This is a genomic window from Paraburkholderia sp. GAS82 (assembly GCF_050436285.1).
Classification (GTDB): domain Bacteria; phylum Pseudomonadota; class Gammaproteobacteria; order Burkholderiales; family Burkholderiaceae; genus Paraburkholderia; species Paraburkholderia phenazinium_B.
This window is the reverse complement of the sequence record NZ_JBNDLX010000005.1, coordinates 228,061-251,556: the sequence shown is the minus strand read 5'-3', so window position 1 is coordinate 251,556 and position 23,496 is coordinate 228,061. Positions and strand designations below refer to the sequence as shown.

Here is a 23,496-nt window from a genome sequence, read left to right as displayed (position 1 = left end):
CCGCCGCGAGATAGTGCCCGGCGCGACTCACGACCGGGCAGGTTGACCGGCTGCGGCCCAGGCGGCCAGCAGCGCGGGCAAAGCTTATCAGGTCAAAAAGTTTACGTACTCAGTAAAACACCGGATGGCGTCTTGACAGAGCGAGAAGAGTTTGCGTGTGGTGTGCGGTTAAATCAAGCGGTCCAATGGCGGTGCCGTCAACTGGCCGCCAGGCATACCCGAATGAAGCGTGCCTCATGCGCGGTGCATGGGGCATGCGGCTTGCAAATGCCGAATTTCGGTGATTTTGCAATTAAATCAAGGACATTCGGGCTGAGAGCAGGTTGCTCGAGCGAGTGTCTGGCACGCGACGATATCGCTCGTGCACGCTTTCCCGCCGCGGCCTGCCTGGCAGCACTACTGCGAGTGGACCGGGTGTGCGCGTCTGACCTGTGCAGCGGAAAGACGCAAATACATGACGCAAATGAGCAAGTTTGCATGCGCGCACTCAGCAGGCCGCGTACGCGACGATCGCGCTGCGCGCGCCGTTGCCCAGCGCCTGCAAGGCTTCGCGCAGAGCGCTTCGAAATAGCGGCTGGTCGGCGAGGCTAGCGGGAAATATCTCCCTTACCGGCAGCAGCGCATCGAGCAGGGCCTCGGGATTGCCGCGGGCGGACGCCGCCAACTCCTGCAGTCTTGCTGCGAGCGGATCCTTGATTTCAAAGTGCGTGCCGCTGTCCGCGTGGCCGCGCAGGAATGTCATCCATGCGGCAACGGCCAGCGCGAGCCGGGCAAACGGTTCTCCAGCGTCGATGCGCGCCGCGATCGTGCCGAGCAGACGCGGCGGAATTTTCTGGCTGCCATCCATCGCGATCTGCGCGCAGCGGTGTTTGAGCGCGGGGTTTGCATATCGTGCGAGCAGCGCGTCGCGATAGGCCCGCAGATCGAACGACGCGGGCACGCTCAACGTAGGCGCGATTTCATCGGTCATCATCGCGTGGATCAGATGGCGCAACTCGGGTTGGCCGACGGCAGCATCGATGGTCTCGAACCCGGCCAGCATCGAGAGGTATGCGAGCGTCGAATGGGTACCGTTCAGCATGCGCAGCTTCGCGAGTTCGAACGGCGTGACATCGTCCACCAGTTGCGCACCCACGGCTTCCCACGCAGGACGTCCGGCGGGAAAGCGATCTTCGATCACCCACTGCCGGAACGGCTCGCACGGCACCGGGGCGGCATCGTGATAAGCGAGTACGCGTGCCGTGGATTCGCGCTCGCTATCCGTGGTGGCGGGGACGATGCGGTCGACCATCGTCGACGGAAACGCTACCGCGCTCTCGATCCAGTCAGCCAGTGACGGATCGAGCTGCCGCGCGAACGAACACACGACCTGTCGCAATGCCGCGCCGTTGTGAGCCAGGTTGTCGCACGACAGCACAGTGAACGGGTTGTGGCGGCGCTTGCGCAGTGCGGCGACAAGAATGCCGGGCACGCTGCGTGGCGTGGACGGATTCGCAAGGTCGTGCGCCACAAGCGGGTCGTCGAGTGCGACCTCGCCGCTCTTCGGATCGCGGCAGTAACCCTTTTCGGTCACCGTTAGCGACACAATGCGCACCAGCGGATCGGCCAATCTGGCGAACAGCGCGGCATGATCGTGCGGCATCGCCAGCACTTCGAGCAGGGCACGTGCCACGGTCACTTTTTCGCCATCCGGTCCGCGTTCGACGACGCTATAAAGACCTTGCTGAGCCATCAGGGCATCGCGTTTGCTCACGTCCCCCTGCAGCGTCACGCCGCAAATTCCCCAGTCGCCGCCAGCGGCAAGCATCGCTTCTTCTGTGTAGAGCGCCTGATGCGCGCGATGAAAGTTGCCGATCCCGAGATGCACGATACCCACACGCGGCTCGCACCACGTCGTGGAAAGCACGTGTGCGCCGAGCGCAGGCAGTGCTTCCCGAGTGAGAACGTTAAGGTGGGCAGGATTGAGCAAGGCGGACGAATTCATAAGCGTTAAATCCTGATGCGAAACAAGGAGCAAAAACAGGCGAAAGCGAACGGTACCGTGGGCACGCTACGCAAAGACACAGGGAAAACCCGCAGTTTGGCGCATTGCTATACTTGTATGGTAGCATCGTTTCAACCTGTTCTTCGTTCGCAAGGATGCCTTCATGAAGATCGTTCGTGCCGACGTCATCGTCACCTGCCCAGGGCGCAATTTCGTTACCCTGAAGATCGTCACGGATGAGGGCGTCTACGGCATCGGTGATGCAACGCTCAATGGACGCGAGCTCGCAGTCGCGTCGTATCTGAAAGACCACGTGTGTCCAATGCTGATCGGACGCGACCCGGGCCGCATCGAAGACATCTGGCAGTACCTGTACAAAGGCGCGTACTGGCGCCGCGGTCCGGTAACGATGACCGCCATCGCAGCTGTGGATGTAGCTCTGTGGGACATCCTCGGCAAGGTGACCGGGATGCCGCTTTACCGCTTGCTCGGTGGCGCGTCGCGGGAGGGCGTGATGGTCTACGGACACGCAACGGGCCGCGATATTCCCGAAGCGCTCGATCGCTACGCGGAGCACGTCGAAGCCGGTTACCAGGCGATCCGGATTCAATGCGGCGTGCCGAATATGCGCTCGGTGTATGGCGTATCCAAAGGCGGCGGCATGTATGAGCCGGCCACCAAAGGCGTGGTCGAAGAGCAGAGCTGGTCGTCCGAAAAGTATCTCGACTTCGTGCCGAAACTGTTCGAAGCGGTACGCGAGAAATTCGGTTTCGATACGCATCTGCTGCATGACGTGCACCACCGCCTCACGCCGATCGAAGCGGCGCGCCTCGGCAAATCCGTCGAACCGTACCGCCTGTTCTGGCTCGAAGATCCGACGCCGGCTGAGAATCAGGCCGGCTTCCGCGTGATCCGCGAACATACGGTGACGCCCATTGCCGTCGGTGAAATATTCAACAGCATCTGGGACTGCAAGCAACTGATCGAAGAGCAACTGATCGACTATATCCGCGCCACCCTCACGCATGCCGGTGGCATCACGCACCTGCGGCGCATTGCGGACTTCGCCTCGTTGTATCAGGTCCGCACGGGGTGTCATGGTCCATCGGATCTGTCGCCGGTTTGCATGGGCGCTGCGCTGCATTTCGACCTGTGGGTGCCGAATTTCGGCGTGCAGGAGTACATGGGTTTTCCCGAGCAGGCGCTCGAAGTGTTCCCGCATGCATGGCGTTTCGATCGCGGCACGATGCATCCGGGAGAAGCGCCGGGGCACGGCGTCGATATCGACGAGACGCTTGCTGCGCGCTATCCGTACGATCCGGCCTATCTGCCGGTTGCGCGTCTTGAAGACGGGACGTTGTGGAACTGGTGAGCTGAGTTTGCCCAGCGATTTGTCTTGTCTTGCTGCACCCTGAGTATCGAGCTTTCCCGCTGCGCAGCACTGAACGCGCGGCTTTACCGACCGGAGTCCCTCATGCTGGCAGCCGTCCTCCACGAACCGAAACTGATTCGCATCGACAAGCTCGACGCGCCCGAGCCCGCTGCGGGGCAAGTTCGCGTGCGGGTGCGCGCGGGCGGCATCTGCGGCTCAGACCTGTCGTACTACTTCAAGGGCAAGAGCGGCGATTTCGCAGTTCGCGAGCCGTTCGTGCTGGGGCATGAAGTTGCCGGCGAAGTGGATGCGCTCGGCGAAGGCGTGACGGGCCTTGCCGCCGGTCAGCGCGTTGCAGTGAACCCGGGCCTGGCGTGCGGCACCTGTCGATTCTGCGCGAAGGGTATGGCGAACCACTGTCTCAACATGCGCTTCATGGGCAGCGCCTCGACGTTTCCGCATACGCAAGGCATGTTCCGCCAGTACATCGTCGTCGCCACACGCCAATGCGTGCCGGTGCCGGATGGCGTCGATTTCGCGCAGGCCTCGATGGCCGAACCGCTCGCGGTCGCATTGCACGCGGGCCGGCAAGCGGGCTCGCTGGTTGGCGCGCAGGTGCTGCTGATCGGCTGCGGACCTATCGGCTGTATCCTGCTCACGGTGGCACGGCGCGCCGGCGCGCATCGTGTCGCGGCCGTGGATCTCTCGGACAAGGCGTTGCAGATCGCCGCTTCGCTTGGCGCGGACGAAACGGTCAATGCGATTGACGGCGCCACAATCAACAAGTGGGCCGAACAGCGCGGCCGTTTCGACGTGGTGATCGAAGCTTCGGGCAGTCCCGCCGGTCTCGATACCGCACTGCGTTCGGTACGTGCCGGCGGCGCGGTAATCCAGGTGGGCAATCTGCCGGCCGGACAGTCGCCGGTGGCCGCTAATCTGGTGATGTCGAAGGAAATCCGCTACCAGGGATCATTTCGCTTTACCGACGAATATGCGGTGGCCGCCGCGGAAATCGCTTCGGGCAAGGTGGATCTGCGTCCGCTGATGACCCACGCATTCGCGCTGGAGGAAGCCAATCGTGCGTTCGAAGTTGCGCAAGACCGTTCGCAGTCGATGAAAGTCCATTTGCAGTTCGACTGATTTTCGCCCCGCAGGCGATAGGAAATCTGTCGCGCTCCGGCATGCCGTTCTAGAACGCTCGTCGAAGAGGCGTCACGTAGGAGACATTTCATGATCAAGAGCCAGCGCTGGTTCGTCGTCGCACTGTTTTTCCTCGCGGGCGTCATCAACTACCTCGACCGTGCGGCTCTCTCGATTGCCGCGCCGCTGATCCAGAAAGACCTGAATTTTTCGCATGCGCAGATGGGCATCGTATTCAGCAGCTTCTTTATTGGCTATGCGCTGTTCAATTTCGTGGGTGGCCTGTTGTCCGATCGCATGGGTGCAAAACTCGTGTTCGGCACGGCGATGGGCGTGTGGTCGATCTTCTGCGGTGCGACCGCTCTGGCGAGCGGAATCGTTTCGCTGATCGTATTGCGTGTGCTGTTCGGCATGGGCGAAGGGCCCTTCAGTTCGACGAACAGCAAGATGGTGAACAACTGGTTTCCGCGCAAGGAAGTGGCGAGCGCGATCGGCGTGATCAGCTCGGGTACGCCGCTTGGCGGCGCGCTGGCCGGCCCGGTGGTGGGCTATATGGCGGTGCGCTTCGGCTGGCGCTGGGCGTTCGTGGCGATCATGATGCTGGGCCTTGCGTGGCTGGTGCTGTGGGTGACCACGACGACGGAGCATCCGCGGGACCATCCCCGTATCGCTCGTGAGGAGGTCGAACTGATCGCGGCGGGGCAGGCCGACGAACACGCTATTTCGCACGATGCCGGCGGCGAGCGGCTCGGCCTTGGACATTTTCTGCGCCTGCCGGTGATTCTGGCCACTGCCTGCGCATTTTTCGCCTACAACTACGTGCTGTTCTTTTTCCTTTCGTGGTTTCCGACGTATCTCATCGAAGCGCACCATCTGAGCCTGCGCGACATGAGTTTCGCCACCGTCATTCCGTGGCTGCTCGGCAGCGTAGGCCTCGCGGCGGGCGGTTTTATTTCGGACGGCATTCTGCGGCTGACCGGCAAGCCCCTGCTGTCGCGCAAGCTCGTGCTCGGCGTGTGTCTTGGCGCGGCCGCGGTGTGCGTGGCGCTCGCTGGACGTGTCGCCAGCACACAGAGCGCGGTTGCCCTGATGTCGGTATCGATCTTCTTCCTGTACGCGACCGGTTCGGTCTACTGGGCCGTGATCCAGGACACGGTGCCGCGCGAGCATGTCGGCGGCGTGGGTGGCTTTGTGCATCTGCTGGCAAATCTGGCCGGCGTGATTGGTCCGGCAGTGACGGGCTTCATCGTGCAGGCGACGCATGGCGCATACGGTAGCGCGTTCGTCCTTGCCGGCACGATTGCCGTTCTCGGCGCACTCTGCTCAGTGGTGTGGATCCGCGAGCCGCGGCCTTCGGTATTGGTTAAACGTGCATGGTAGTATGGTGCGGCGCCTGCGGTCAGTATCCGGGGGCGCTGCTGTTGCGCACTGCCAGCTCTGCCGGTGCGCTGTTTAGTGTTCTCTCATTCCCTGCAGCCGTCCTGTCCGATGCCGATCAAGAACTCCCGCGCTGTCGCACCTTCGCTGCCCGTCGACGGCTTGCTGACATCTGTCCGTGGCCGCCGCCGCGTCGGTGCAGCGGTTGAGCCGCGTGCTGCGTTGCCCGATCTCACCGAAAACGTCTCGTTCGATTCCCACGAACCGATCAGCAGGCAGATTTTCCGCGCTTTGCGCGAGGCGATCTTCGCGGGTCAGATGGTGCCTGGCACGCCGCTATCGGAGAAGGAAGTATCGGAAATGTTCCAGGTGTCGCGCCAGCCGGTGCGCGAGGCCTTTATCAAGCTGGTGGAGACGGGCGTGCTGCAGGTGTTGCCACAGCGCGGTACGCTGGTGAAGCGGATTTCGCCGCGCAAGGTGCGCGAAGGGCGCTTCATTCGCGAGGCGATCGAAACCGCCGTGGTACGCAAGGCCGCAGTAGCGATTACCGACGAGCAGTTGCAGGCGCTGGCCGACAATCTGCGAGACCAGAAACTCGCGGCGAAATCGAACGATACGGCCGCGTTTCTGGCGCTCGACGAAGCGTTTCACTACGGCATCGCGCAGGCCATCGACTGCACGGCCGCATGGGAAACGATCCAGGATATCAAGGCGCAGATGGACCGCGTGCGTTACCTGAGCCTTCCTGATGTTTCGCCGCTCGATCTGCTGATCCGCCAGCACGCGAAGATTCTCGCGGCGCTCAAGGCGCACGACGCCGGCGCGGCGGAGGATGCAATGCGCCGGCATCTGCGCGAGATTCTGGTGTCGCTCGGTCCGATCGCCGCGCGCAATCCGGACTGGTTCGATGCAGACGAGCCCGAGCGTGTGCCGCTATCGGTATGATGCCGGCCCGGGAATCCTGTTGTGAAGCGTCACAACAGGCGATTGCAGAGCCCACACCCCGCTTACACGATCCGCGCCCCCTCGCGATAGGTGGCGCGGGGCACCGGCAATGTATCGAGCATCGTCACCCGTACGAAGTCCGCCCGCAGACCCGGCGCGATCGCTCCGCGGTCGTGCAGTCCCGCCGTGCGCGCAGGCTCGGCCGACACGGTCGCCATGGCGCGCGGCAGCGTCCAGCCGGCCTTGTCCACCAGGTCGAAGACGGCAGTGAGCAGGCTCGACGGCACGTAATCGGACGACAGGATGTCGAGCAGATCCGCCTTGGCGAGTTCCAGCGCGGACACGTTGCCCGAGTGCGAACCGCCACGCACGATGTTCGGCGCGCCCATGATGGTGGAGATACGGTACTCGCGCGCGGTTTCGGCAGCGATGCGGGTGGTCGGGAATTCCGCCAGCACGATGCCCTCGGCTGCGGCCTGTGCGACGTGCTCGACGAGCGTGTCGTCATGGCTCGCTACCGGCACACCGAGGGTTTTGCAGCGCGCGACGATCTCGCGGCGGTGCGCATCCGCATAACGCTCCTGCTCGTCAGCCAGTTCGGCCAACGCGGTTGTCACATGCTCGTCGGTGAGCTTGCCATTGCGTTCCTGGAAGCGGCGCCATTGCTCGCGGTCGTGCCACTGCCGCTGACCCGGCGTGTGATCCATCACGGAAGCAAGGCGCAGCAATGGATGCTTGCACAACGAGTCGAACACTTCGACCACGTCGGCGGTGGCAATCTCGCAACGCAGATGCAAAAAGTGCTCGGCGCGCAGCAGATTCTTTTCATGGAAGCGCGTGAGAGCCTGCGCGCATTTCGTTTGCAGATCGCGGCCACGGATGCCGGCATTCGCGCGTGTGCCGATGGCGAGCGCGTCGAATACGGTGGTGATGCCCGCAGCGGCTACTTGTGCATCGTGGATCACGAAGGCCGCATCTGTATTCCATTCCACGCCCGGACGCGGCACGAGATGTTTCTCGAGATTGTCCGTATGCAGTTCGATCAGACCCGGCAGCAGGAAATCGCCGTCCCAGTCTTCTGCTTCGCGTGCCGAAGTGGTGCCGCGTTCGACGTCGTGGATCTTGCCGTCTTCGATGCGCACCACACCGGTGAATACTTCGTCTCGCGTCACGATGCGAGCGTTCCTGATCAACATCGACATGCTCCGTAGTCAGTCTGCTGGTTTCACTGCTCAGTGTAGCGCCGCTTGATGACGCAGCGGTGGCTGAAGTTCGAGGCGGCGTGTCGCCACCTTCGCGCGCGTGTCTTCATCGTGAAAGATACCGACAATGGCAGCGCCGCGCTCGCGCGCTTCGATGACCAGATCGGCGACCACGTCGCGATTCCCGGCATCGAGCGAAGCTGTGGGCTCGTCGAGCAGCAGCAACGGATGACCGGCGATCAGGCCGCGCGCAATGTTCACGCGTTGCTGCTCGCCGCCGGAAAACGTGGCGGGCGCCAGCGACCACAGCCGTTCGGGCACGTTCAGACGCGTCAGCAGCGCGGCGGCTCGCTCGAGCGCTTCTTCTTCCGCCACGCCTCGCGACACCAGCGGTTCGGCAACGAGCGTGAGCGTGGTGACGCGCGGGATGACCCGCAGAAACTGGCTCACATAGCCGACCACGTTGCGCCGCAAACGCAACACGTCATGCGGTTCGGCGCCGGTAAGGGCGACGTGCTGCGCCTCGTCTGCATCCGAGCGGATCGCAATGGAGCCTGAACTCGCCAGATAGTTGCCATACAGGCAGCGCAGCAGCGTGCTCTTGCCGATGCCAGACGGCCCGACCAGCACGACGCATTCGCCCTGCTCGACGTCCAGCGAGACGCCCGCGAGCGCATCGATCTGCACACCGCCCTGGGCATGCAGCGTGAAGGTCTTGCGGATATCGACGGCGCGCAACATCAGCGCTGGGTTGTCGATGAAAGCGCGTTCAGACGCGCGTGATTCGATGGATGACATCGTGAACCTCAAACCGGCAGGACGGAAGAAACCAGCGTTTGCGTGTATGGGTGTTGCGGATCGTCGAGCACCTGATCGGTCAAACCCGATTCGACCACTTCACCACCTTGCATGACCATCAAACGATGCGCGAGCAGACGCGCCACGCCGATATCGTGCGTGACGATCAGCACCGACAGATGCAGCGTGCTGGTGAGTGTGCGCAACAGGTCGAGCAGACGCGCCTGCACGGAGACGTCGAGACCGGCGGTGGGTTCGTCCATGAACACGAGGCGCGGCCCGGTGACGAGATTGCGCGCGATCTGCAGACGCTGCTGCATGCCGCCGGAAAACGCGGCGGGAAATTCGTCGATGCGCGTTGCGTCGAGTTCCACGCGCTCCATCCATTGCGTCGCGGTAGCGCGAATCTGCCCGTAGTGGCGCGCGCCGACCGCCATCAGCGGCTCGCCTATATTGGCGCCCGCGGATACGCCGCTGCGCAGGCCATCGCGCGGATTTTGCTGGACGAAGCCCCATTCGGTGCGCATCAGCAAACGCCGGCGCGGCTCGGACATGGCCAGCAAGTCGAGCTTTTCGCCGTGCGTGGCGTGATAGTGCAGCGTGCCGCTATCGGCCTCGGTTCGCAGCGCCAGCGTGTTCAGCAAGGTCGTTTTGCCCGAACCCGATTCGCCGACAATACACAGCACCTCGCCCGGATACAGATCGAAGCTCACGTTCCTGCAGCCGTTACGGCCGCCGTATTGCCTGGTGATGGCGCGGGCGCTCATCAGCGGTGTGAGGCGTGCGGTCATGCGGATTCTCCTTCAGCGTGCTTGACGAGCGCGTCTGGCGCGTCGCTTTCGCCCGCGTCGCCAGTCTGCTGTTCGCGCCGGTCGTGGCAGTAGTCGCTATCCGAGCACACGAACATGCGGGTGCCCTGATCGTCCACGATCATCTCGTCGAGAAAGCTTTCTCTCGATCCGCACAGCGCGCACGCATGTTCCCAGTGCTGGATTTCGAACGGATGGTCATCGAAGTCGAGACTGCGCACTCGCGTGTACGGCGGAATGGCATGGATGCGCCGCTCGCGGCCCGCGCCGAACAGTTGCAGCGCGGCGTTCATATGCATCTTCGGATTGTCGAACTTCGGGATCGGCGAGGGCGACGTCAGATAGCGCTCGTTGACGATCACCGGATAGTCGTAGGTCGTAGCGATTCCACCGTGATGCACGATGTCTTCGTACAGCTTCACGCTGATCAGACCGTAGTCGGCCAGCGCATGCAGCTTCTTGGTTTCGGCGGTGCGCGGCTCGAGCCGGTACAACGGCTCGGGCATCGGCACCTGATAGACGAGAATCTGCTTGTCGGTCAGCGGCGTTTCGGGAATGCGGTGACGGGTCTGCACAATCGTCGCTTCCGATGTGCGGCGCGTGGTCTTTACACCGGTGGTGCGCGCAAAAAAGCGGCGAATATTGACCGCGTTGGTGGTCTCGTCCGAACCCTGGTCGATCACCTTGAGCGTGTCGTCGCGGCCAATGATCGCAGCGGTCACCTGAATCCCGCCCGTGCCCCAACCAAAAGGCAACGGCATTTCGCGCGAAGCGAACGGTACCTGATAGCCAGGTACTGCGACGGCCTTCAGGAGCGAACGGCGGATCATCCGCTTGGTCTGCTCGTCGAGATAGGCGAAGTTGTAGCCTTCGGCCGCGCGGTCGTATGGCGCGCCGCCGGTAAGTTGTGGATCGGGCGCGTTCATGCGGCTTGCTCCTGATGATCGTGGCCGTTGGCGGGTTGCAGCGTCTGCGGCGTTTCTGCAGGTTCTGCTGCTGATTTCGCCTGCGTCGCTTCTGTAGCCGGTTCCGCTTCCGCAACTTGTGCCGCATGTTGCGCACGCAAACGGCGCACGAGTTCGAGTTCGGCCTGGAAGTCGACGTAGTGAGGCAGCTTCAGATGCTGGACGAAGCCGGAGGCTTCGACGTTATCGCTATGCGACAGCATGAATTCGATATCCTGGGTCGGCGATGCGAGCGTTTCGCCCAGCTCTTCGGCACGCAGCGCGCGGTCCACCAGCGCCATGGCCATCGCCTTGCGGTCCGAGTGACCGAAGGCGAGACCGTAGCCCTGCGTGAAGGTGGGCGGAACCTCGCGGCTGCCGGCGAACTGGTTGATCATCTGACATTCGGTAATGTCGATCTCGCCAATCTCAACGGCTTCGCCCAGTTCATCGAGTTCCATCTCGACGCTGACCGAGCCGAAACGGATTTCGCCCGCGAACGGATGCGAGTTTGCGTAACCGCGCTGCGTCGCATAGCCCATAGCCAGCAGGAAGCCTTCGTCGCCGCGCGCGAGATTCTGCAAACGTGTTGCACGGTCTGCCGGAAACGAGAGCGGCTCACGTGTCAGATCGCCGGGCTCCGCTGAGCCCGGTGCGGGTTTTTCCTGTTCGATCAGGCCTTCCTTGTTGAGCAGGGAGACGACCCTGGGCATCGATTCGGGCCTGGTGTCGCCGAGCGCTGCACGCTGAGCGGCGGCCGTGGCAGCAGCGCTGTGTAAAGCGCCATCAGTACTCCCACCGTTTGCCTGTTCGTCAGCCATCAACGAAAAATCGAGCAGACGCTGCGTGTAATCGTAAGTAGCGCCGAGCAACTGCCCACCCGGCAGATCCTTGAAGGTCGCCGAAATGCGACGCTCGACCACCATCGCTTCGCTGTCGAGCGGCTGCGTATATCCGAAGCGCGGCAACGTCGTGCGATACGCTCGCAGCAGAAAGATCGCTTCGACGAGATCGCCGGCGGCCTGCTTGATGGCAAGTGCTGCGAGATCTTCGTCGTACACCGAACCTTCGGTCATCACACGGGCCACCGAGAGCCGCAACTGTTCGCGGATCTGCCCGACGCCCAATTCGGCGAGCCGCGTATCGCCGCGGCGCGACTTGTCGAGCAGACGCCACGATGCTTCGATCGCGCGTTCTCCACCTTTGACGGCAACGTACATCAGTTCACCTTTGCATGAGTTGTGCGCGGCAGACCGATCAGCGTGTTGCCGCAGACGAGGTAGCAATCGATGCCGCACGGAAACAGCGGCGCGAGGCTGGCGCGCTCGCGCCAGAAATGTTCGGGCAGCCCGAGCGGCGCGATGGTGGCCGTGCGTTCGATGCCAGGGCCGCTCAGCACGACGCTGGGTCCACCGGTCAGCGCATCGACGCGGATCAGCAAGGTCACCGATTGCTCTGGCGTTTCCGCCGCACCGAGCGAGAAGTGTTCGAGTTCCGGCAACAGCGCGGCGTCATGGATATACGCAAACGCAGCGTCGTGCACATCGTCGACGAGCGGTGCGCCGGTATGAAAGCGCAATGCCGAGGCCAGCGCGGCGTCCGGTTGCGCGAGCCATACGGGTGTCGAGTAATCGCACAGTGTCAGAAGCGCTGCTAAAGCAGCCAGTTCGGCGCGCGAGCGGTGTGTGCCGGATGCCTGCGATGCGGGCAGCACGTTCTCTACGACACCCACCGTGCCCGGCCGCGATAGCGCATCGAGCAGCGTGCGGAACACCGCCTGGGTGTCGTGCACCGGATCCACAAAACCAGGGGCAAGCGTGGAGAGGGCAATCTGTGAGGAGTTCATCGCGTTTTTTGTCAGGTTGTCCATCAGTCGCCCCGCACCATGGTGAAGAATTCGACGCGCGTCGACGCGGCTTCGTCTCGCCGTGCCGCGCGCTTTTCGGCGAGCTGCGCGGCGAGCGGTTCGATCAGTTGGCCATGCAGCCGCGCGTGCTGCTCAGGCAATTGCAGTAGCGCATCGGCCAGCGCAGCGAGTTCGGCGCGACGCCGGTCGCGGCCCAGATGACAGGCCACGCCCACCGGCGCCTGCTCGGCCGGGCTGCGCAAGCGCAGCGTGGCGCGGGTGACGGTGGCTTCGCCGAGATTGAAGGCGTCGCCGCTGCCGCCGACGCGGCCGCGCACCATGGCGAGACCGGTTTCGGGCGGCCGTAGCCAGTCGAATTCCGGCGGACTCGCGCCGTCCAGCGCGTGGCTCAGTGCGGCTTCAAGTTCGGCGCGCGGCGTATGGGCAAGCACGGCCATCCATGCGCGCCGCATGGCGGAGGAGGGCGTGGCGGAAGAGGCGCTCATCGAGGTTCCTGTTGGTCCGGCGAGTAGACATTTGACCATCTATTCGTCTAAACGTCTAGACGTTTAGAGATAAGATAGTTGTGCTTGCAGGACGCTCGTGTTTTCATATTTCCATCACGGCTTGCGCACTACAATGCACGTCACAATGAATATTTGAACTGAAGGGAATGACAGCACCATGACATCGAACGACACCGCTACGCCGGGCAAACAGCTCGAACGGGGCGCGGGCGTTGCCGTGTGGCGGCAGATCGAGCAGATCCTCGCGGCCGAGATCGCGGCCAGTGGTTTCGGCGCGGAAGGGCGCCTGCCGAGCGAAGGCGAGCTTGCCAAACGCTTTGACGTCAACCGTCACACGGTGCGCCGCGCCATGCTTGGGCTGGCGGCGCTCGGCCTCGTGAGTGTGGAGCAGGGGCGCGGCACCTTTGTGCAGCCCGGCGCGATCGACTATACGATCGGCCGCCGTACACGCTTCACCGAGAACCTGCGCCAGCAGCATCACGCGGCGGCCGGCGCCATGTTGTCGGCGGCCCGGGCGAAGGCCGAACCGAACGTCGCCAAGGCGCTCGGCTTGCGCGCCGGCGCGGCGGTCTACCGGATCGAGTCGATGCACGAGTCGGACGGCGTGCCGCTGACCTTCGCACGCAGCTGGTATCCAGCTGCGCGTTTCGCGGATCTGCCTGACGTGCTTGAACGCACCGGTGGCATCACGAAGGCGCTGGCCGAGTTCGGCGTAACCGACTATTTGCGTAAGTGGAGCCGCATCGGCAGCGTGCTGCCCGAGCCGGAAGTCGCGCGGCGGCTGAATATCAACCGGCAGCAGCCGGTGTTGTGGGTTGAGAACGTCGACGTCGACGTGGAAGGTACGCCGATCAAATATGGCGTGACGCATTTTGCGGCGGACCGCGTGCAACTGCTGGTGGAAAACGACGTATGAGCGACGCGGCGTGGAAGGAGAACGAAGCGTTCGAATGGTCTGGGCAGGCGCGTTTCGCGGTGTATTACGCGCCGTCGCGCGATTCCGCGTGGTGGTTGGCTGGTTCCGAATGGCTCGGCGGCGATGTGGAGAGTGGTGTTCCTTACACGCCGCCGCAACCGGCGGCGCTCACGCGCAGCGTCAGCGAGCTGACGAAAGCGCCACGCCGCTACGGCTGGCACGGCACGCTGGTCGCTCCCTTTCGGCTTGCTGACGGTGTCACGCCGCGTGGAGTACTTGACGATGCGCGTCGTTGGGCGCAACAGCAAAAGCCCTTTGTCTTGCCGGTGGAAGCCGCCACGCTTGGCGATTTTGTCGCGCTACGGCCGGCTGAGCCCATCGGCGAAGCCAGCATGCGCGAGTTGGCCTCGAGCGCTCTGCGTACGCTCGACGGTTTGCGCGCCAAGCCTTCCGCTGCGGACCTGGCGCGCCGTCTCGCTACGCCGCTGACCGATCGCCAGCGCGATCTGCTCGTCGAATGGGGCTATCCATACGTGTTCGACGAGTTCCGTTTTCACATGACGTTGTCCAGTTCGCTCGAAGCCGCGCACGAACGCGCGGCGCTCGTCGCGTGGTGGCATGACAGGATTGCTGCGCTAGGTCCGCTGATGGTCGACAGTGCGGCGCTGTTCGTCGAACCGGCGCCGGGTGAAACCTTCGTGCTGTGGCAGCGTCTGCCGTTTCAGACTGAGGGAGTGGAGCAACAGTGAATGGCCGTCTGATCTATGTGATGGGCCCGTCCGGCGCGGGCAAGGATTCGCTGCTGGGCTTCGCCCGCAAGCGTGTCGTAGGGGAGCCCATCCTGTTTGCGCATCGATACATTACGCGGGCCAGCGGCAACGGCGAGGATCACGTCGAGCTGACCCTGGAGGAGTTCGAAGTACGCTCCGCCCTTGGCCTTTTTGCGCTCGAATGGTCGAGCCATGGGCTGCGTTACGGCATCGGCATCGAGCTCGACGCGTGGCTCGAGCAGGGTTGCACCGTGGTCATCAACGGTTCGCGCCAGCATCTGCAGCAAACGCTCGAGCGTTATCCATCGGTCGACGTGGTTCATATCGACGCTGCGCCTCACGTGCTTGAAGCACGTCTCGGCGCACGGGCACGCGAAAGCGCGCAACAGGTCGCGGCACGTCTCGCGCGGCGGGCGCCGTTTTCCTTGCCGGATGGCGTGCACATGACCACGATCGACAACTCCGGCGCGCTCGAAGACGCCGGCCACGCCTTCGTCGAAGTAGTACGCGGCGCTGTCGCCTTCGGACTTTGATTTCGCAGCAAGGGCATACTATCGTCGTCGTCAGTTCGCCGTATTGATTGCGGCGCTAAAACCATTTGGAGTCCACGATGAGCGAAGCATCCCATCCCGCCGGCCAGTTCACTGAAGTCGAACATCTCGCGCCTGTTGCCGAGAGCCTGCGGGAAATCCGCCACCACATTCATCATCATCCGGAGCTGGCCTACGAAGAGGTCGCGACGGCTGAGCTGGTGGCCGGCAAGCTCGAACAATGGGGCTGGCAGGTGACGCGCGGGGTGGGACGCACGGGTGTGGTCGGCACGCTCAAGGTGGGCGACGGCAAGCGCAGCATCGGCATTCGCGCTGATATGGACGCGCTGCCGATCGTCGAAGAGACCGGCCTGCCGTACGCGAGCGGTAACCACGGCAAGATGCATGCGTGCGGCCATGACGGTCACACCACCATGCTGCTCGGCGCTGCGGAGCAGCTCGCGAAGACGCGGCGGTTCTCGGGCACGGTACACGTATATTTCCAGCCGGCTGAAGAAAGCGGGATCGACAGCGGTGCGAAGAAGATGATCGAAGACGGTCTGTTCGAACGCTTTCCCTGCGATGCGGTGTTTGGCATGCACAACCATCCGGGCGCGGAACCGGGGGTATTGCTGTTTCGCAAGGGGCCGTTCATGTCGGCGGGCGACAAGCCCATCATCACGATTGAAGGCGTTGGCGGCCATGCTGCGCGTCCACACATGACGGTGGATCCAGTGGTCGTAGCAGCCAGCATCGTGATGGCCTTGCAGACCATCGTGGCGCGCAACGTCGACCCGTCACAGGCCGCCGTTGTAACGGTTGGCTCGATGCATGCGGGCACCGCAAACAACGTGATCTCAAGTACAGCCAGGCTGGAATTGAGCGTGCGTTCGTTTAATCCGGAAGTGCGCGCGCTGTTGAAAAAGCGCATCACTGAGCTGGCCGAGAGCCAGGCGGAAAGTTATGGCGCGAAGGCGGTGGTGGAGTACATCGAAGGCTATCCGGTGGTAGTAAATTCGGATACCGAAACGGATTTCGCCATTGAAGTGGCGCGCGAACTGGTGGGCGACGACAAGGTGGTCGCACAGACGGACATGCTGATGGGCAGCGAAGACTTTGCGTTCATGCTGCAAAAGCGGCCGGGCACGTTTCTGCGCATTGGCAACGGCGTGGGCGAGGACGGCTGTATGGTGCACAACCCGCACTACGATTTCAACGACCGCAACCTGACAGTGGGTGCGGCGTACTGGACGCGGCTCGTCGAGCGCTATCTGGACCAGTGAGCGAGTCGTTGGATACCCTGACTTTAACGCTGCGGGACACGGCAGATAAAGCGGTGGATAGGGTAGTGGACTGAGGCGAGCGCGGGTGAGAACACAGCGGGTGCGACCACCTACCCGCGCCGCGCCACCAGGTCCGACACGTTTTGCGCCGCCTGCTGCAGCGGCTCCAGAAAAGCCTTCACCATCTGCTTGGCGGAATTACGCTGTGCATTGCCGCTGATGTTCATCGCCGCGATCACGCGCCCTTGCCGGTTGCGGATCGGTGCGGACAACGAAATCAAGCCGCCTTCCAGTTCCTGATCGACGATCGCCCACCCCTGACGGCGCACCTGGGCGATGATCTTTTTCAACTCTTCCTTGTCGGTGACCGTGCGCGCCGTGTGAGCGTACAAAGGCGTGGAGCCGAGCGTGGCGTCGAGCGCTTCGTCGTCGAGCGCAGCCAGCAGCACGCGGCCCATGGACGTGCAATACGCCGGCAGGCGGCTGCCGATCGACAGGTTGATCGTCATGATCTTGTGGGTCGGCACGCGCAGCACATAGACGATCTCGGTGCGATCGAGCACCGCTGCCGAACAGCTTTCGTGGACCTGCGCCGAAAGCTCTTCCATCACCGGTTCGGCCAGATTCCAGAACGGCATCGACGTCAGATAGGCGAAGCCGAGGTCGAGAATCTTCGGCGTCAGGCGGAACAGGCGCCCCTCGGTTTCGACATAGCCGAGCGTCTGCAGTGTCAGCAGAATGCGTCGTGCCCCGGCTCGGGTGAGACCGGCAGCGGCAGCAACGTCGGTCAGCGTCTGCTCCGGCCGTTCCGCGTTGAACGCGCGAATCACCGCGAGACCGCGTGCGAACGACTGCACGTAGGAATCACCCGGTCTGTCCGGAGCGTCCGCCGCGTCGGGGGCGCTGGACGGATCGGCAGGAGACGCTTGGGGGGCTTTGCTCATGGGCCTCTTCAGGAATGCATGGGGTAACGGATGGGCACGCCGCTGGCCCGCGCAGCGAAGTTGGGCCAACGGTGCGTTGCCCGGCCGCGCGCAGGCGCAGAAAGCCGTGAAGATAGCTTATGCCCTGCGTTTCGCCAACCTCGCCGATTTTGTTTGCTGGCGGCGCTGGGCCGAATGCGGCGTATCGACGGGCGATTTGCACAAGGCGGATTATCGGGCGGGGCGGGTGATCCGCCCAGGGTTTTCGCGGATGCAGCCGATGGCGTAAATTTGTATGATGACCCGATAACATGATCAATCGGGACTCGCATGTTCGAGAAGATTCCCGCCCGTGCCCTCAGCGACACGGTCGCGCAGCAACTGCTCAAGCAGATCGATAAAGGCACCTTCGCGCGCGGCGGCAAGCTTCCAACGGAAGCCGTGCTGGCCGGGCAGTTCGGTGTGAGCCGCACGGTGATTCGCGAAGCGATCTCGCGCCTGAAGAACGAGGGTGTGGTGGAGCCGCGTCAGGGCAGCGGGGTCTTCATCGCGGCACACGGCGCGATCCGGCCGTTGCGCATCGACTACGCGGAAGCGGTCGAGGCTGGCTCGGTGTTGCAGATTCTCGCGTTGCGCCGGGCGATCGAAGCCGAGGTCGCCTCCGAAGCCGCGATGCGACGCAGCGACGCCGACATGATGTCGATTGACGCCGCGCTGGCGAAGATCGATGAGGCGGCGGCCGAGGGCCAGGACGGCGTTGCCGAGGACGTGGCCTTTCATCGCGCAATCGCCGTGGCCACCGGAAATCCCTATTTCCTCAAGACGCTCGCGTTTCTGAATCAATACCTGGAAGCTGGGACCGTCGTCACGCGCCGCAACGAGTCGTTGCGCGAAGACTTTTCGCGCCAGGTGCGCGATGAACACGCGGCGATTGTCGCCGCGATTCGCGCAGGCGATCCGATGGAAGCGCGCAACGCTGCCCGCACGCATATGTACAACGCAGCCCGCCGTCTCGCGGAGGCTGGCATTTGCTGAGCCTTGAGCATTGATGCTCGAGACGCGAGCGCGCAGCGGTAAATGCCGTTGGCGCGGCCACGTCGAACCATACGAATTTCACTCGGAGTAGAGCATGTCCAGAAACGTTGGAGTCATCGGCCTCGGTGCAATGGGATTGGGCGTCGCCCGCTCGTTGCTGCGGGCAGGTTTTCGGGTGCACGCGTGCGATCTGCGCAGTGCCGTGCTTGAGAGTTTCGCTGCGGACGGCGGCGTGGCCTGTGCAAACCCTGCTGAACTGGGGGCGCAGTGCGAGGTGGTGATCACGCTGGTGGTCAACGCGGCGCAAACCGACGCAGTGTTGTTCGGTGAGCGCGGCGCGGTGGCCAGCATGAAGCCTGGCAGCGTAGTAATTGCGAGCGCAACGGTTTCCCCTGACTTCGCCCTTGACCTCGGCAAGCGCGTCGAGGCCGCCGGTCTGCAGATGCTCGACGCGCCCGTCTCGGGCGGCGCAGCGCGAGCCGCGTCCGGTGAGATGACGATGATGACTTCGGGACCTGCTGCGGCCTACGCCGCCTGCGAAGACGTGCTAACGGGGATGGCCGGCAAGGTTTACCGGCTGGGTTCCGTGCATGGGCTTGGCTCGAAAGTGAAGATCATCAACCAGTTGCTCGCGGGGGTGCATATTGCTGCCGCCGCGGAAGCGATGGCGCTCGGCTTGCGCGAAGGCGTCGACGCCGACTCGCTGTACGACGTGATTACGCATAGCGCCGGCAATTCGTGGATGTTCGAAAACCGCGTGCCGCACATCCTCAAGGGCGATTACACGCCGCTCTCCGCGGTCGATATTTTCGTCAAGGATCTCGGTCTCGTGCTGGATACCGCGCGCCGTTCGAAATTTCCGCTGCCGCTCTCGGCTGCGGCACATCAGATGTTCATGATGGCTTCGTCGGCGGGGCACGGCGGCGAGGACGACTCGGCGGTGATCAAGATTTTCCCCGGCATCGACGTGCCGGCGGCGAAGTCGTAGCAGGAGCGCTGTCATGACGACTTTATCTTCGCAGCCGCTACTCGGCTGCATCGCCGACGATTTCACCGGCGCCACAGATCTCGCCAACATGCTGGTGCGCGGCGGCATGCGCACGGTTCAGAGTATCGGCGTGCCGAACTCCGATGAACCGGTGGAAGCCGATGCATTGGTGGTGGCGCTAAAGTCCCGCACGATCCCAGCCGCCGACGCGGTCGCGCAATCGCTCGCCGCGCTCGAGTGGTTGCGCGCGCAAGGTTGCCGGCAATTTTTCTTCAAGTACTGCTCGACATTCGATTCGACCGATGCGGGCAATATCGGTCCGGTGGCCGATGCGTTACTTGATGCCTTATCCGGCCCTGCCGGGCAATCGCACGGCGCCGCTGACGCTTTCACGATCGCCTGTCCGGCGTTTCCGGAGAACGGCCGCACGATTTTCCGCGGTCATCTCTTCGTCGGCGACCTGTTGCTCAACGAATCCGGCATGGAGAACCACCCGCTCACGCCCATGACCGATGCGAATCTGGTGCGCGTCCTGCAGCGGCAGACGGAGTCGAAAGTTGGCCTCGTTCGCTACGACAGTGTGGCGCAGGGTGTTGCGGCGGTACGCGAATCGTTTAACGTATTAAAGCGGGACGGTGTGCGCATGGCGATTACCGATGCGCTCTCCGATGCAGATCTGCATACACTCGGCGAAGCGTGCGCCGATCTCAAGCTGATCACGGGCGGTTCTGGCATTGCAATCGGGTTGCCGGCAAATTTCCGCCGCGCTGGTTTGCTTTCAAAGACCGCAGACGCAGGACAGTTGCCTTCAATCGAGGGTCTCTCGGTGGTGCTGGCGGGTAGCGCTTCGAAGGCGACCAACGCGCAAGTAGCGGCCTGGCGCGAAAGCCGTCCGGCCTTTCGGATCGATCCGCTGGCGGCTGCGCGCGGCGAGCCGGTGGTCGAACAGGCGCTTTCGTTTGCGCGCCAGCATTTCGCGGAAAAGCAACCGGTACTGATCTACGCGACTGCGACGCCCGATGAAGTGAAGGCTGTGCAGCGCGAACTCGGTGTCGAGCAGGCCGGACACCTGGTTGAAAGTACCTTGGCGTCTATCGCGCGCGGTTTGCACGAACTAGGCGTGCGCAAGTTTGTGGTGGCGGGGGGCGAAACTTCGGGGGCCGTGGTTCAGGCACTCGACGTGCACACGCTGCGCATCGGCGCGCAGATCGATCCGGGCGTACCGGCCACCGCGACCACGGGCGATGTACCGCTGGCACTCGCACTCAAGTCCGGTAACTTCGGCGCTACCGATTTCTTTGCCAAGGCCTTGCACCATCTCGACGGGGCGGCGTCATGACGTTAGGAATCCATAGCGGTGAAGAATCGAAGGTCCGCGAGGAAATCTGCGCCACAGGCGCAAGCCTGTATCAGCGCGGCTATACCGTGGGCACCGCAGGCAATATCAGCGCGCGTCTCGACGATGGCTGGCTGATCACGCCGACCGATGCCTGCCTCGGCCGGCTCGATCCTGCGGAGATTGCCAAGGTCGACCTGGCTGGCAATGCGGTTTCCGGCGGCAGACCTTCGAAGACGCTGGCCTTGCACCGCGGCATCTATGCCCGCAACGCGGAAACTCGCGGCGTCATCCATACACATTCGACGCACCTGGTGGCTTTGACGCTGGCGGGGGTGTGGAGCGAAGCCGACGTCCTGCCGCCGATCACGCCTTACTACGTCATGAAAGTCGGCCACATTCCGTTGATCCGCTACCGCCGTCCGGGCGACCCGCAGGTGGTCGAGCAGATTGCAGCGCTCGCCGGCACGGTGCGCGGTGTGCTGCTGGAGCGGCTCGGGCCGGTGGTGTGGGAGCGCTCGGTGGCGCAGGCATCCTATGCGCTGGAAGAGTTCGAGGAGACGGCGCGCCTGTGGCTGATGACTAACCCGCGCCCGGCACCGCTCGACGACGCAGCGCTTGAAGAGTTGCGTAGCGTATTCGGCGCGCGCTGGTAGCGCTCAGCGCGCGTCGTGCACGCCGGGTTCGGTGCGCCGCGCAAAATATTTACCTATCAGCGAAGCGCGCGGAGCGCTTCGCTGTTCCCCAGAAAAGGAGTTGCTGCAATGCCTCGCTTCGCTGCCAACCTGACCATGATGTACACCGAGCACGGTTTTCTCGACCGTTTTGCCGCCGCGGCGCAAGACGGCTTCAAGGCCGTGGAGTTTCTGTTTCCCTACGATTTTCCGGCCGAGGAGCTCAAGCAACGCCTCGCCAATCACGGCCTGACCCAAGCGCTCTTCAACGCGCCGCCGGGCGACTGGGCGGGCGGCGAGCGTGGAATTGCATCGCTGCCGGGCCGCGAAGAAGAGTTCCGCCGCAGCTTCGATACCGCGCTCGACTACACCCGCCAGCTCGGCAATCGCTCGCTGCATGTGATGGCCGGCCTGATTGGGGCGGATCAATCGCGCGAACGGCATCGCGAGGTGTATCTGCAGAACCTGGCGTATGCCGCCAGGACTGCGCAGGCCGATGGGATCACGATCGTGATCGAGCCGATCAATACGCGCGATATCCCTGGCTTCTTTCTCAATCGTCAGGACGACGCACAATCGGTCTGCGCGGAAGTGGGCGCGCCCAACCTGAAGGTGCAATTCGACTGCTATCACTGCCAGATCGTCGAGGGCGACCTTGCATTCAAGCTGAAACGCGATATGGCCGGCATCGGGCATATCCAGATTGCCGGTGTGCCTGAGCGGCACGAGCCGGATATCGGCGAACTGAACTACCCCTATCTGTTCGATCTGATCGACAAGCTCGGCTACGACGGCTGGGTCGGATGCGAATATCGGCCGCGGGCAGGGACGTCGGAAGGCTTGGGCTGGCTCAGGAACTATCAGGGACGGCAGACATCATGAAAGTACTGATCACTGGCGGCGCGGGGTTTCTCGGTCAACGTCTCGCACGCGAACTGTTGGCACGCGGCGAACTGAAGGGACCGGACGGCCAGCCGCAACCGATTACCGAACTCGTGCTGCTCGACGTCGTCGCCGCTAGCGGATTCAGCGACAGCCGGGTGCGCGCCGAAGTGGGCGATATCGCCGAGTCCGACGTGCTTGAGCGCGTGATCGACGAGCAGACTTCAGCCATCTTCCATCTGGCCGCGATTGTCAGTGGGCAGGCCGAGGCGGATTTCGATCTCGGCATGCGCATCAATCTCGATGCCTCGCGTCTGCTGCTGGAAACTTGCCGGTTGCGCGCGCATCGGCCGCGCGTCGTGTTCACGAGTTCGGTCGCCGTGTACGGTGGCGATATGCCGGACGTCGTGCGCAACGATACGGCGTTGAATCCGCAGTCCTCGTATGGCACGCAGAAAGCGATTGCCGAGTTGCTGCTGAACGATTACACGCGGCGTGGCTTCGTCGACGGTCGGGTGTTGCGCCTGCCGACCATCAGCGTGCGCCCCGGCAAGCCGAATGCTGCGGCGTCGTCGTTTGCGAGCGGCATCATTCGCGAGCCGCTGAACGGAGAGGCGGCGATCTGCCCGGTGGCCGGCGGCACGCGCCTGTGGTTGCTTTCGCCGCGCAAAGCGATTGCCTGTCTGATCGCGGGGCTCGAAATCGACGCCGCCGCGCTCGGCAACCTTCGTGCGGTGAATTTGCCGGGTATTTCGGTCAGTGTCGATGAGATGGTCGCCGCGCTGCGCGAAGTCGCAGGTGATGAGGTGGTCAAGCGCATCGAGTGGCAGACGGACCCACGCATTGAGAAGATTGTCGGCAGTTGGCCCGGCCGGTGGGACACCGCGCGTGCGGAGCAGCTCGGTCTGAAAGGCGAGTCGAGCTTTGCAGATGTGATCCGCAGCTACATCGAGGATGAGCACATTCAGCCTCGTTGACAGGCGGCAAAGCCTGATTCTTCCGATGTTTGTCTCCGATTGGCGAAACTCGCCGCACTTGACACGGTTTCCGCGCCACGCCTATCATCAGGGCTGAATGTTCGATATACGATCTGTTGTTCGTATATCGAACAACTCGGAGTCGGCCAAAGCGGTTCACTGCTATCCTGATTGCGCAGTGAAGGGTTTGCGGCACGTCGCGTCGCGGCATAAGCTCCGAATGACCCTTCCGCTCGCT

24 protein-coding genes are annotated in these 23,496 nt (G+C 63.2%); 15 read left to right on the top strand and 9 right to left on the bottom strand.

Going from position 1 to position 23,496, the window contains the following annotated elements; translation table 11 throughout:
- Positions 1-487: 487 nt before the first annotated feature.
- Complete coding sequence (locus P3T17_RS17560) at positions 488-1,984, bottom strand: mannitol dehydrogenase family protein (RefSeq protein ID WP_429408186.1); 1,497 nt, start codon at positions 1,982-1,984, stop codon at positions 488-490.
- A gap of 163 nt (positions 1,985-2,147) precedes the next feature.
- Here P3T17_RS17560 and manD point away from each other — a divergent pair, with 163 nt between their 5' ends.
- From manD to P3T17_RS17540, 4 genes are all read left to right on the top strand, one after another.
- On the top strand, positions 2,148-3,356 hold the full coding sequence (gene manD, locus P3T17_RS17555; RefSeq protein WP_429408183.1) for a D-mannonate dehydratase ManD: 1,209 nt from the start codon (positions 2,148-2,150) through the stop codon (positions 3,354-3,356).
- A 102-nt stretch (positions 3,357-3,458) separates the two neighbouring features.
- Entirely contained in the window at positions 3,459-4,496 is a 1,038-nt protein-coding gene (locus P3T17_RS17550) for an L-idonate 5-dehydrogenase (RefSeq protein WP_429408181.1), read from the top strand.
- A 90-nt stretch (positions 4,497-4,586) separates the two neighbouring features.
- The gene (locus P3T17_RS17545; RefSeq protein ID WP_429408179.1) at positions 4,587-5,876 is read left to right on the top strand and encodes an MFS transporter; all 1,290 of its coding nucleotides are present in this window, start codon (positions 4,587-4,589) and stop codon (positions 5,874-5,876) included.
- A gap of 108 nt (positions 5,877-5,984) precedes the next feature.
- Positions 5,985-6,818: a GntR family transcriptional regulator gene (locus P3T17_RS17540; protein WP_429408177.1), complete on the top strand. Its 834-nt coding sequence runs from the start codon at positions 5,985-5,987 to the stop codon at positions 6,816-6,818.
- Between the two features lie 62 nt (positions 6,819-6,880).
- On the opposite strand, the gene P3T17_RS17535 is transcribed toward P3T17_RS17540, so the two are convergent.
- Genes P3T17_RS17535 through phnG form a run of 7 tightly spaced genes read right to left on the bottom strand, consistent with a single transcriptional unit; the run spans position 6,881 to position 12,923 of the window.
- Entirely contained in the window at positions 6,881-8,014 is a 1,134-nt protein-coding gene (locus P3T17_RS17535; protein ID WP_074269081.1) for an alpha-D-ribose 1-methylphosphonate 5-triphosphate diphosphatase, read from the bottom strand.
- 36 nt (positions 8,015-8,050) lie between these two features.
- Positions 8,051-8,818, bottom strand: coding sequence for a phosphonate C-P lyase system protein PhnL (phnL, locus tag P3T17_RS17530; RefSeq protein WP_429408175.1), 768 nt, complete (start codon positions 8,816-8,818; stop codon positions 8,051-8,053).
- Positions 8,819-8,826: 8 nt separating this feature from the next.
- Complete coding sequence (gene phnK / locus P3T17_RS17525; RefSeq protein WP_074269079.1) at positions 8,827-9,609, bottom strand: phosphonate C-P lyase system protein PhnK; 783 nt, start codon at positions 9,607-9,609, stop codon at positions 8,827-8,829.
- Entirely contained in the window at positions 9,606-10,553 is a 948-nt protein-coding gene (locus P3T17_RS17520; protein ID WP_429408174.1) for an alpha-D-ribose 1-methylphosphonate 5-phosphate C-P-lyase PhnJ, read from the bottom strand. Before P3T17_RS17520 ends, phnK begins: the two co-directional genes overlap by 4 nt.
- Positions 10,550-11,791, bottom strand: a complete 1,242-nt coding sequence (locus P3T17_RS17515; RefSeq protein ID WP_429408173.1) for a carbon-phosphorus lyase complex subunit PhnI — start codon at positions 11,789-11,791, stop codon at positions 10,550-10,552. The genes P3T17_RS17520 and P3T17_RS17515 overlap by 4 nt, the downstream gene beginning before the upstream one ends.
- On the bottom strand, positions 11,791-12,417 hold the full coding sequence (phnH, locus tag P3T17_RS17510) for a phosphonate C-P lyase system protein PhnH (protein ID WP_074269515.1): 627 nt from the start codon (positions 12,415-12,417) through the stop codon (positions 11,791-11,793). Before phnH ends, P3T17_RS17515 begins: the two co-directional genes overlap by 1 nt.
- A 23-nt stretch (positions 12,418-12,440) precedes the next feature.
- Positions 12,441-12,923, bottom strand: a complete 483-nt coding sequence (gene phnG, locus P3T17_RS17505) for a phosphonate C-P lyase system protein PhnG (RefSeq protein WP_429408171.1) — start codon at positions 12,921-12,923, stop codon at positions 12,441-12,443.
- Positions 12,924-13,101: 178 nt separating this feature from the next.
- On the opposite strand from phnG, the gene phnF reads away from it, so the two are divergent.
- The 4 genes from phnF (at position 13,102) to P3T17_RS17485 (ending at position 16,443) form a co-directional block, all read left to right on the top strand.
- Positions 13,102-13,860: a phosphonate metabolism transcriptional regulator PhnF gene (phnF, locus tag P3T17_RS17500; protein ID WP_074269076.1), complete on the top strand. Its 759-nt coding sequence runs from the start codon at positions 13,102-13,104 to the stop codon at positions 13,858-13,860.
- A complete protein-coding gene (locus P3T17_RS17495; RefSeq protein WP_429408169.1) occupies positions 13,857-14,609 on the top strand; it encodes a DUF1045 domain-containing protein in 753 nt (250 codons plus the stop codon). Before phnF ends, P3T17_RS17495 begins: the two co-directional genes overlap by 4 nt.
- The gene (gene phnN / locus P3T17_RS17490) at positions 14,606-15,163 is read left to right on the top strand and encodes a phosphonate metabolism protein/1,5-bisphosphokinase (PRPP-forming) PhnN (RefSeq protein WP_429285956.1); all 558 of its coding nucleotides are present in this window, start codon (positions 14,606-14,608) and stop codon (positions 15,161-15,163) included. Before P3T17_RS17495 ends, phnN begins: the two co-directional genes overlap by 4 nt.
- A 77-nt stretch (positions 15,164-15,240) precedes the next feature.
- Positions 15,241-16,443, top strand: a complete 1,203-nt coding sequence (locus P3T17_RS17485; RefSeq protein ID WP_429408167.1) for a M20 aminoacylase family protein — start codon at positions 15,241-15,243, stop codon at positions 16,441-16,443.
- Positions 16,444-16,553: 110 nt separating this feature from the next.
- Here the strand turns inward: P3T17_RS17485 and P3T17_RS17480 are convergent, their stop codons facing one another.
- Positions 16,554-17,387 (bottom strand): IclR family transcriptional regulator, encoded by an 834-nt coding sequence (locus P3T17_RS17480; protein WP_429408165.1) that lies wholly within the window; start codon positions 17,385-17,387, stop codon positions 16,554-16,556.
- On the opposite strand from P3T17_RS17480, the gene P3T17_RS17475 reads away from it, so the two are divergent.
- The 7 genes from P3T17_RS17475 (at position 17,386) to denD (ending at position 23,258) form a co-directional block, all read left to right on the top strand.
- Positions 17,386-17,655 carry a hypothetical protein gene (locus tag P3T17_RS17475; RefSeq protein WP_429408163.1) on the top strand — a complete coding sequence of 90 codons (270 nt, stop codon included), beginning with the start codon at positions 17,386-17,388 and terminating at the stop codon, positions 17,653-17,655. The genes P3T17_RS17480 and P3T17_RS17475 overlap by 2 nt on opposite strands.
- 41 nt (positions 17,656-17,696) lie before the next feature.
- Positions 17,697-18,401: a FadR/GntR family transcriptional regulator gene (locus P3T17_RS17470; protein WP_429408162.1), complete on the top strand. Its 705-nt coding sequence runs from the start codon at positions 17,697-17,699 to the stop codon at positions 18,399-18,401.
- Positions 18,402-18,495: 94 nt separating this feature from the next.
- The gene (gene ltnD, locus P3T17_RS17465; RefSeq protein ID WP_429285954.1) at positions 18,496-19,389 is read left to right on the top strand and encodes an L-threonate dehydrogenase; all 894 of its coding nucleotides are present in this window, start codon (positions 18,496-18,498) and stop codon (positions 19,387-19,389) included.
- A 13-nt stretch (positions 19,390-19,402) separates the two neighbouring features.
- Complete coding sequence (gene otnK, locus P3T17_RS17460) at positions 19,403-20,728, top strand: 3-oxo-tetronate kinase (protein ID WP_429408160.1); 1,326 nt, start codon at positions 19,403-19,405, stop codon at positions 20,726-20,728.
- On the top strand, positions 20,725-21,381 hold the full coding sequence (locus P3T17_RS17455) for an aldolase (RefSeq protein WP_429408157.1): 657 nt from the start codon (positions 20,725-20,727) through the stop codon (positions 21,379-21,381). Before otnK ends, P3T17_RS17455 begins: the two co-directional genes overlap by 4 nt.
- A gap of 108 nt (positions 21,382-21,489) precedes the next feature.
- Positions 21,490-22,281, top strand: coding sequence for a 2-oxo-tetronate isomerase (gene otnI, locus P3T17_RS17450; RefSeq protein WP_429408155.1), 792 nt, complete (start codon positions 21,490-21,492; stop codon positions 22,279-22,281).
- A complete protein-coding gene (denD, locus tag P3T17_RS17445) occupies positions 22,278-23,258 on the top strand; it encodes a D-erythronate dehydrogenase (protein WP_429408153.1) in 981 nt (326 codons plus the stop codon). The genes otnI and denD overlap by 4 nt, the downstream gene beginning before the upstream one ends.
- The last annotated feature ends 238 nt before the right edge of the window (positions 23,259-23,496 follow it).

What these genes read in the sequence shown, in the direction of transcription:
- P3T17_RS17560 (WP_429408186.1), bottom strand. Translation starts at nt 1,984, where the DNA reads ATGAATTCGTCCGCCTTGCTCAATCCTGCCCACCTTAACGTTCTCACT.
- manD (WP_429408183.1), top strand. Translation starts at nt 2,148, where the DNA reads ATGAAGATCGTTCGTGCCGACGTCATCGTCACCTGCCCAGGGCGCAAT.
- P3T17_RS17550 (WP_429408181.1), top strand. Translation starts at nt 3,459, where the DNA reads ATGCTGGCAGCCGTCCTCCACGAACCGAAACTGATTCGCATCGACAAG.
- P3T17_RS17545 (WP_429408179.1), top strand. Translation starts at nt 4,587, where the DNA reads ATGATCAAGAGCCAGCGCTGGTTCGTCGTCGCACTGTTTTTCCTCGCG.
- P3T17_RS17540 (WP_429408177.1), top strand. Translation starts at nt 5,985, where the DNA reads ATGCCGATCAAGAACTCCCGCGCTGTCGCACCTTCGCTGCCCGTCGAC.
- P3T17_RS17535 (WP_074269081.1), bottom strand. Translation starts at nt 8,014, where the DNA reads ATGTTGATCAGGAACGCTCGCATCGTGACGCGAGACGAAGTATTCACC.
- phnL (WP_429408175.1), bottom strand. Translation starts at nt 8,818, where the DNA reads ATGTCATCCATCGAATCACGCGCGTCTGAACGCGCTTTCATCGACAAC.
- phnK (WP_074269079.1), bottom strand. Translation starts at nt 9,609, where the DNA reads ATGACCGCACGCCTCACACCGCTGATGAGCGCCCGCGCCATCACCAGG.
- P3T17_RS17520 (WP_429408174.1), bottom strand. Translation starts at nt 10,553, where the DNA reads ATGAACGCGCCCGATCCACAACTTACCGGCGGCGCGCCATACGACCGC.
- P3T17_RS17515 (WP_429408173.1), bottom strand. Translation starts at nt 11,791, where the DNA reads ATGTACGTTGCCGTCAAAGGTGGAGAACGCGCGATCGAAGCATCGTGG.
- phnH (WP_074269515.1), bottom strand. Translation starts at nt 12,417, where the DNA reads ATGAACTCCTCACAGATTGCCCTCTCCACGCTTGCCCCTGGTTTTGTG.
- phnG (WP_429408171.1), bottom strand. Translation starts at nt 12,923, where the DNA reads ATGAGCGCCTCTTCCGCCACGCCCTCCTCCGCCATGCGGCGCGCATGG.
- phnF (WP_074269076.1), top strand. Translation starts at nt 13,102, where the DNA reads ATGACATCGAACGACACCGCTACGCCGGGCAAACAGCTCGAACGGGGC.
- P3T17_RS17495 (WP_429408169.1), top strand. Translation starts at nt 13,857, where the DNA reads ATGAGCGACGCGGCGTGGAAGGAGAACGAAGCGTTCGAATGGTCTGGG.
- P3T17_RS17485 (WP_429408167.1), top strand. Translation starts at nt 15,241, where the DNA reads ATGAGCGAAGCATCCCATCCCGCCGGCCAGTTCACTGAAGTCGAACAT.
- P3T17_RS17475 (WP_429408163.1), top strand. Translation starts at nt 17,386, where the DNA reads ATGGGCCTCTTCAGGAATGCATGGGGTAACGGATGGGCACGCCGCTGG.
- P3T17_RS17480 (WP_429408165.1), bottom strand. Translation starts at nt 17,387, where the DNA reads ATGAGCAAAGCCCCCCAAGCGTCTCCTGCCGATCCGTCCAGCGCCCCC.
- P3T17_RS17470 (WP_429408162.1), top strand. Translation starts at nt 17,697, where the DNA reads ATGTTCGAGAAGATTCCCGCCCGTGCCCTCAGCGACACGGTCGCGCAG.
- ltnD (WP_429285954.1), top strand. Translation starts at nt 18,496, where the DNA reads ATGTCCAGAAACGTTGGAGTCATCGGCCTCGGTGCAATGGGATTGGGC.
- otnK (WP_429408160.1), top strand. Translation starts at nt 19,403, where the DNA reads ATGACGACTTTATCTTCGCAGCCGCTACTCGGCTGCATCGCCGACGAT.
- P3T17_RS17455 (WP_429408157.1), top strand. Translation starts at nt 20,725, where the DNA reads ATGACGTTAGGAATCCATAGCGGTGAAGAATCGAAGGTCCGCGAGGAA.
- otnI (WP_429408155.1), top strand. Translation starts at nt 21,490, where the DNA reads ATGCCTCGCTTCGCTGCCAACCTGACCATGATGTACACCGAGCACGGT.
- denD (WP_429408153.1), top strand. Translation starts at nt 22,278, where the DNA reads ATGAAAGTACTGATCACTGGCGGCGCGGGGTTTCTCGGTCAACGTCTC.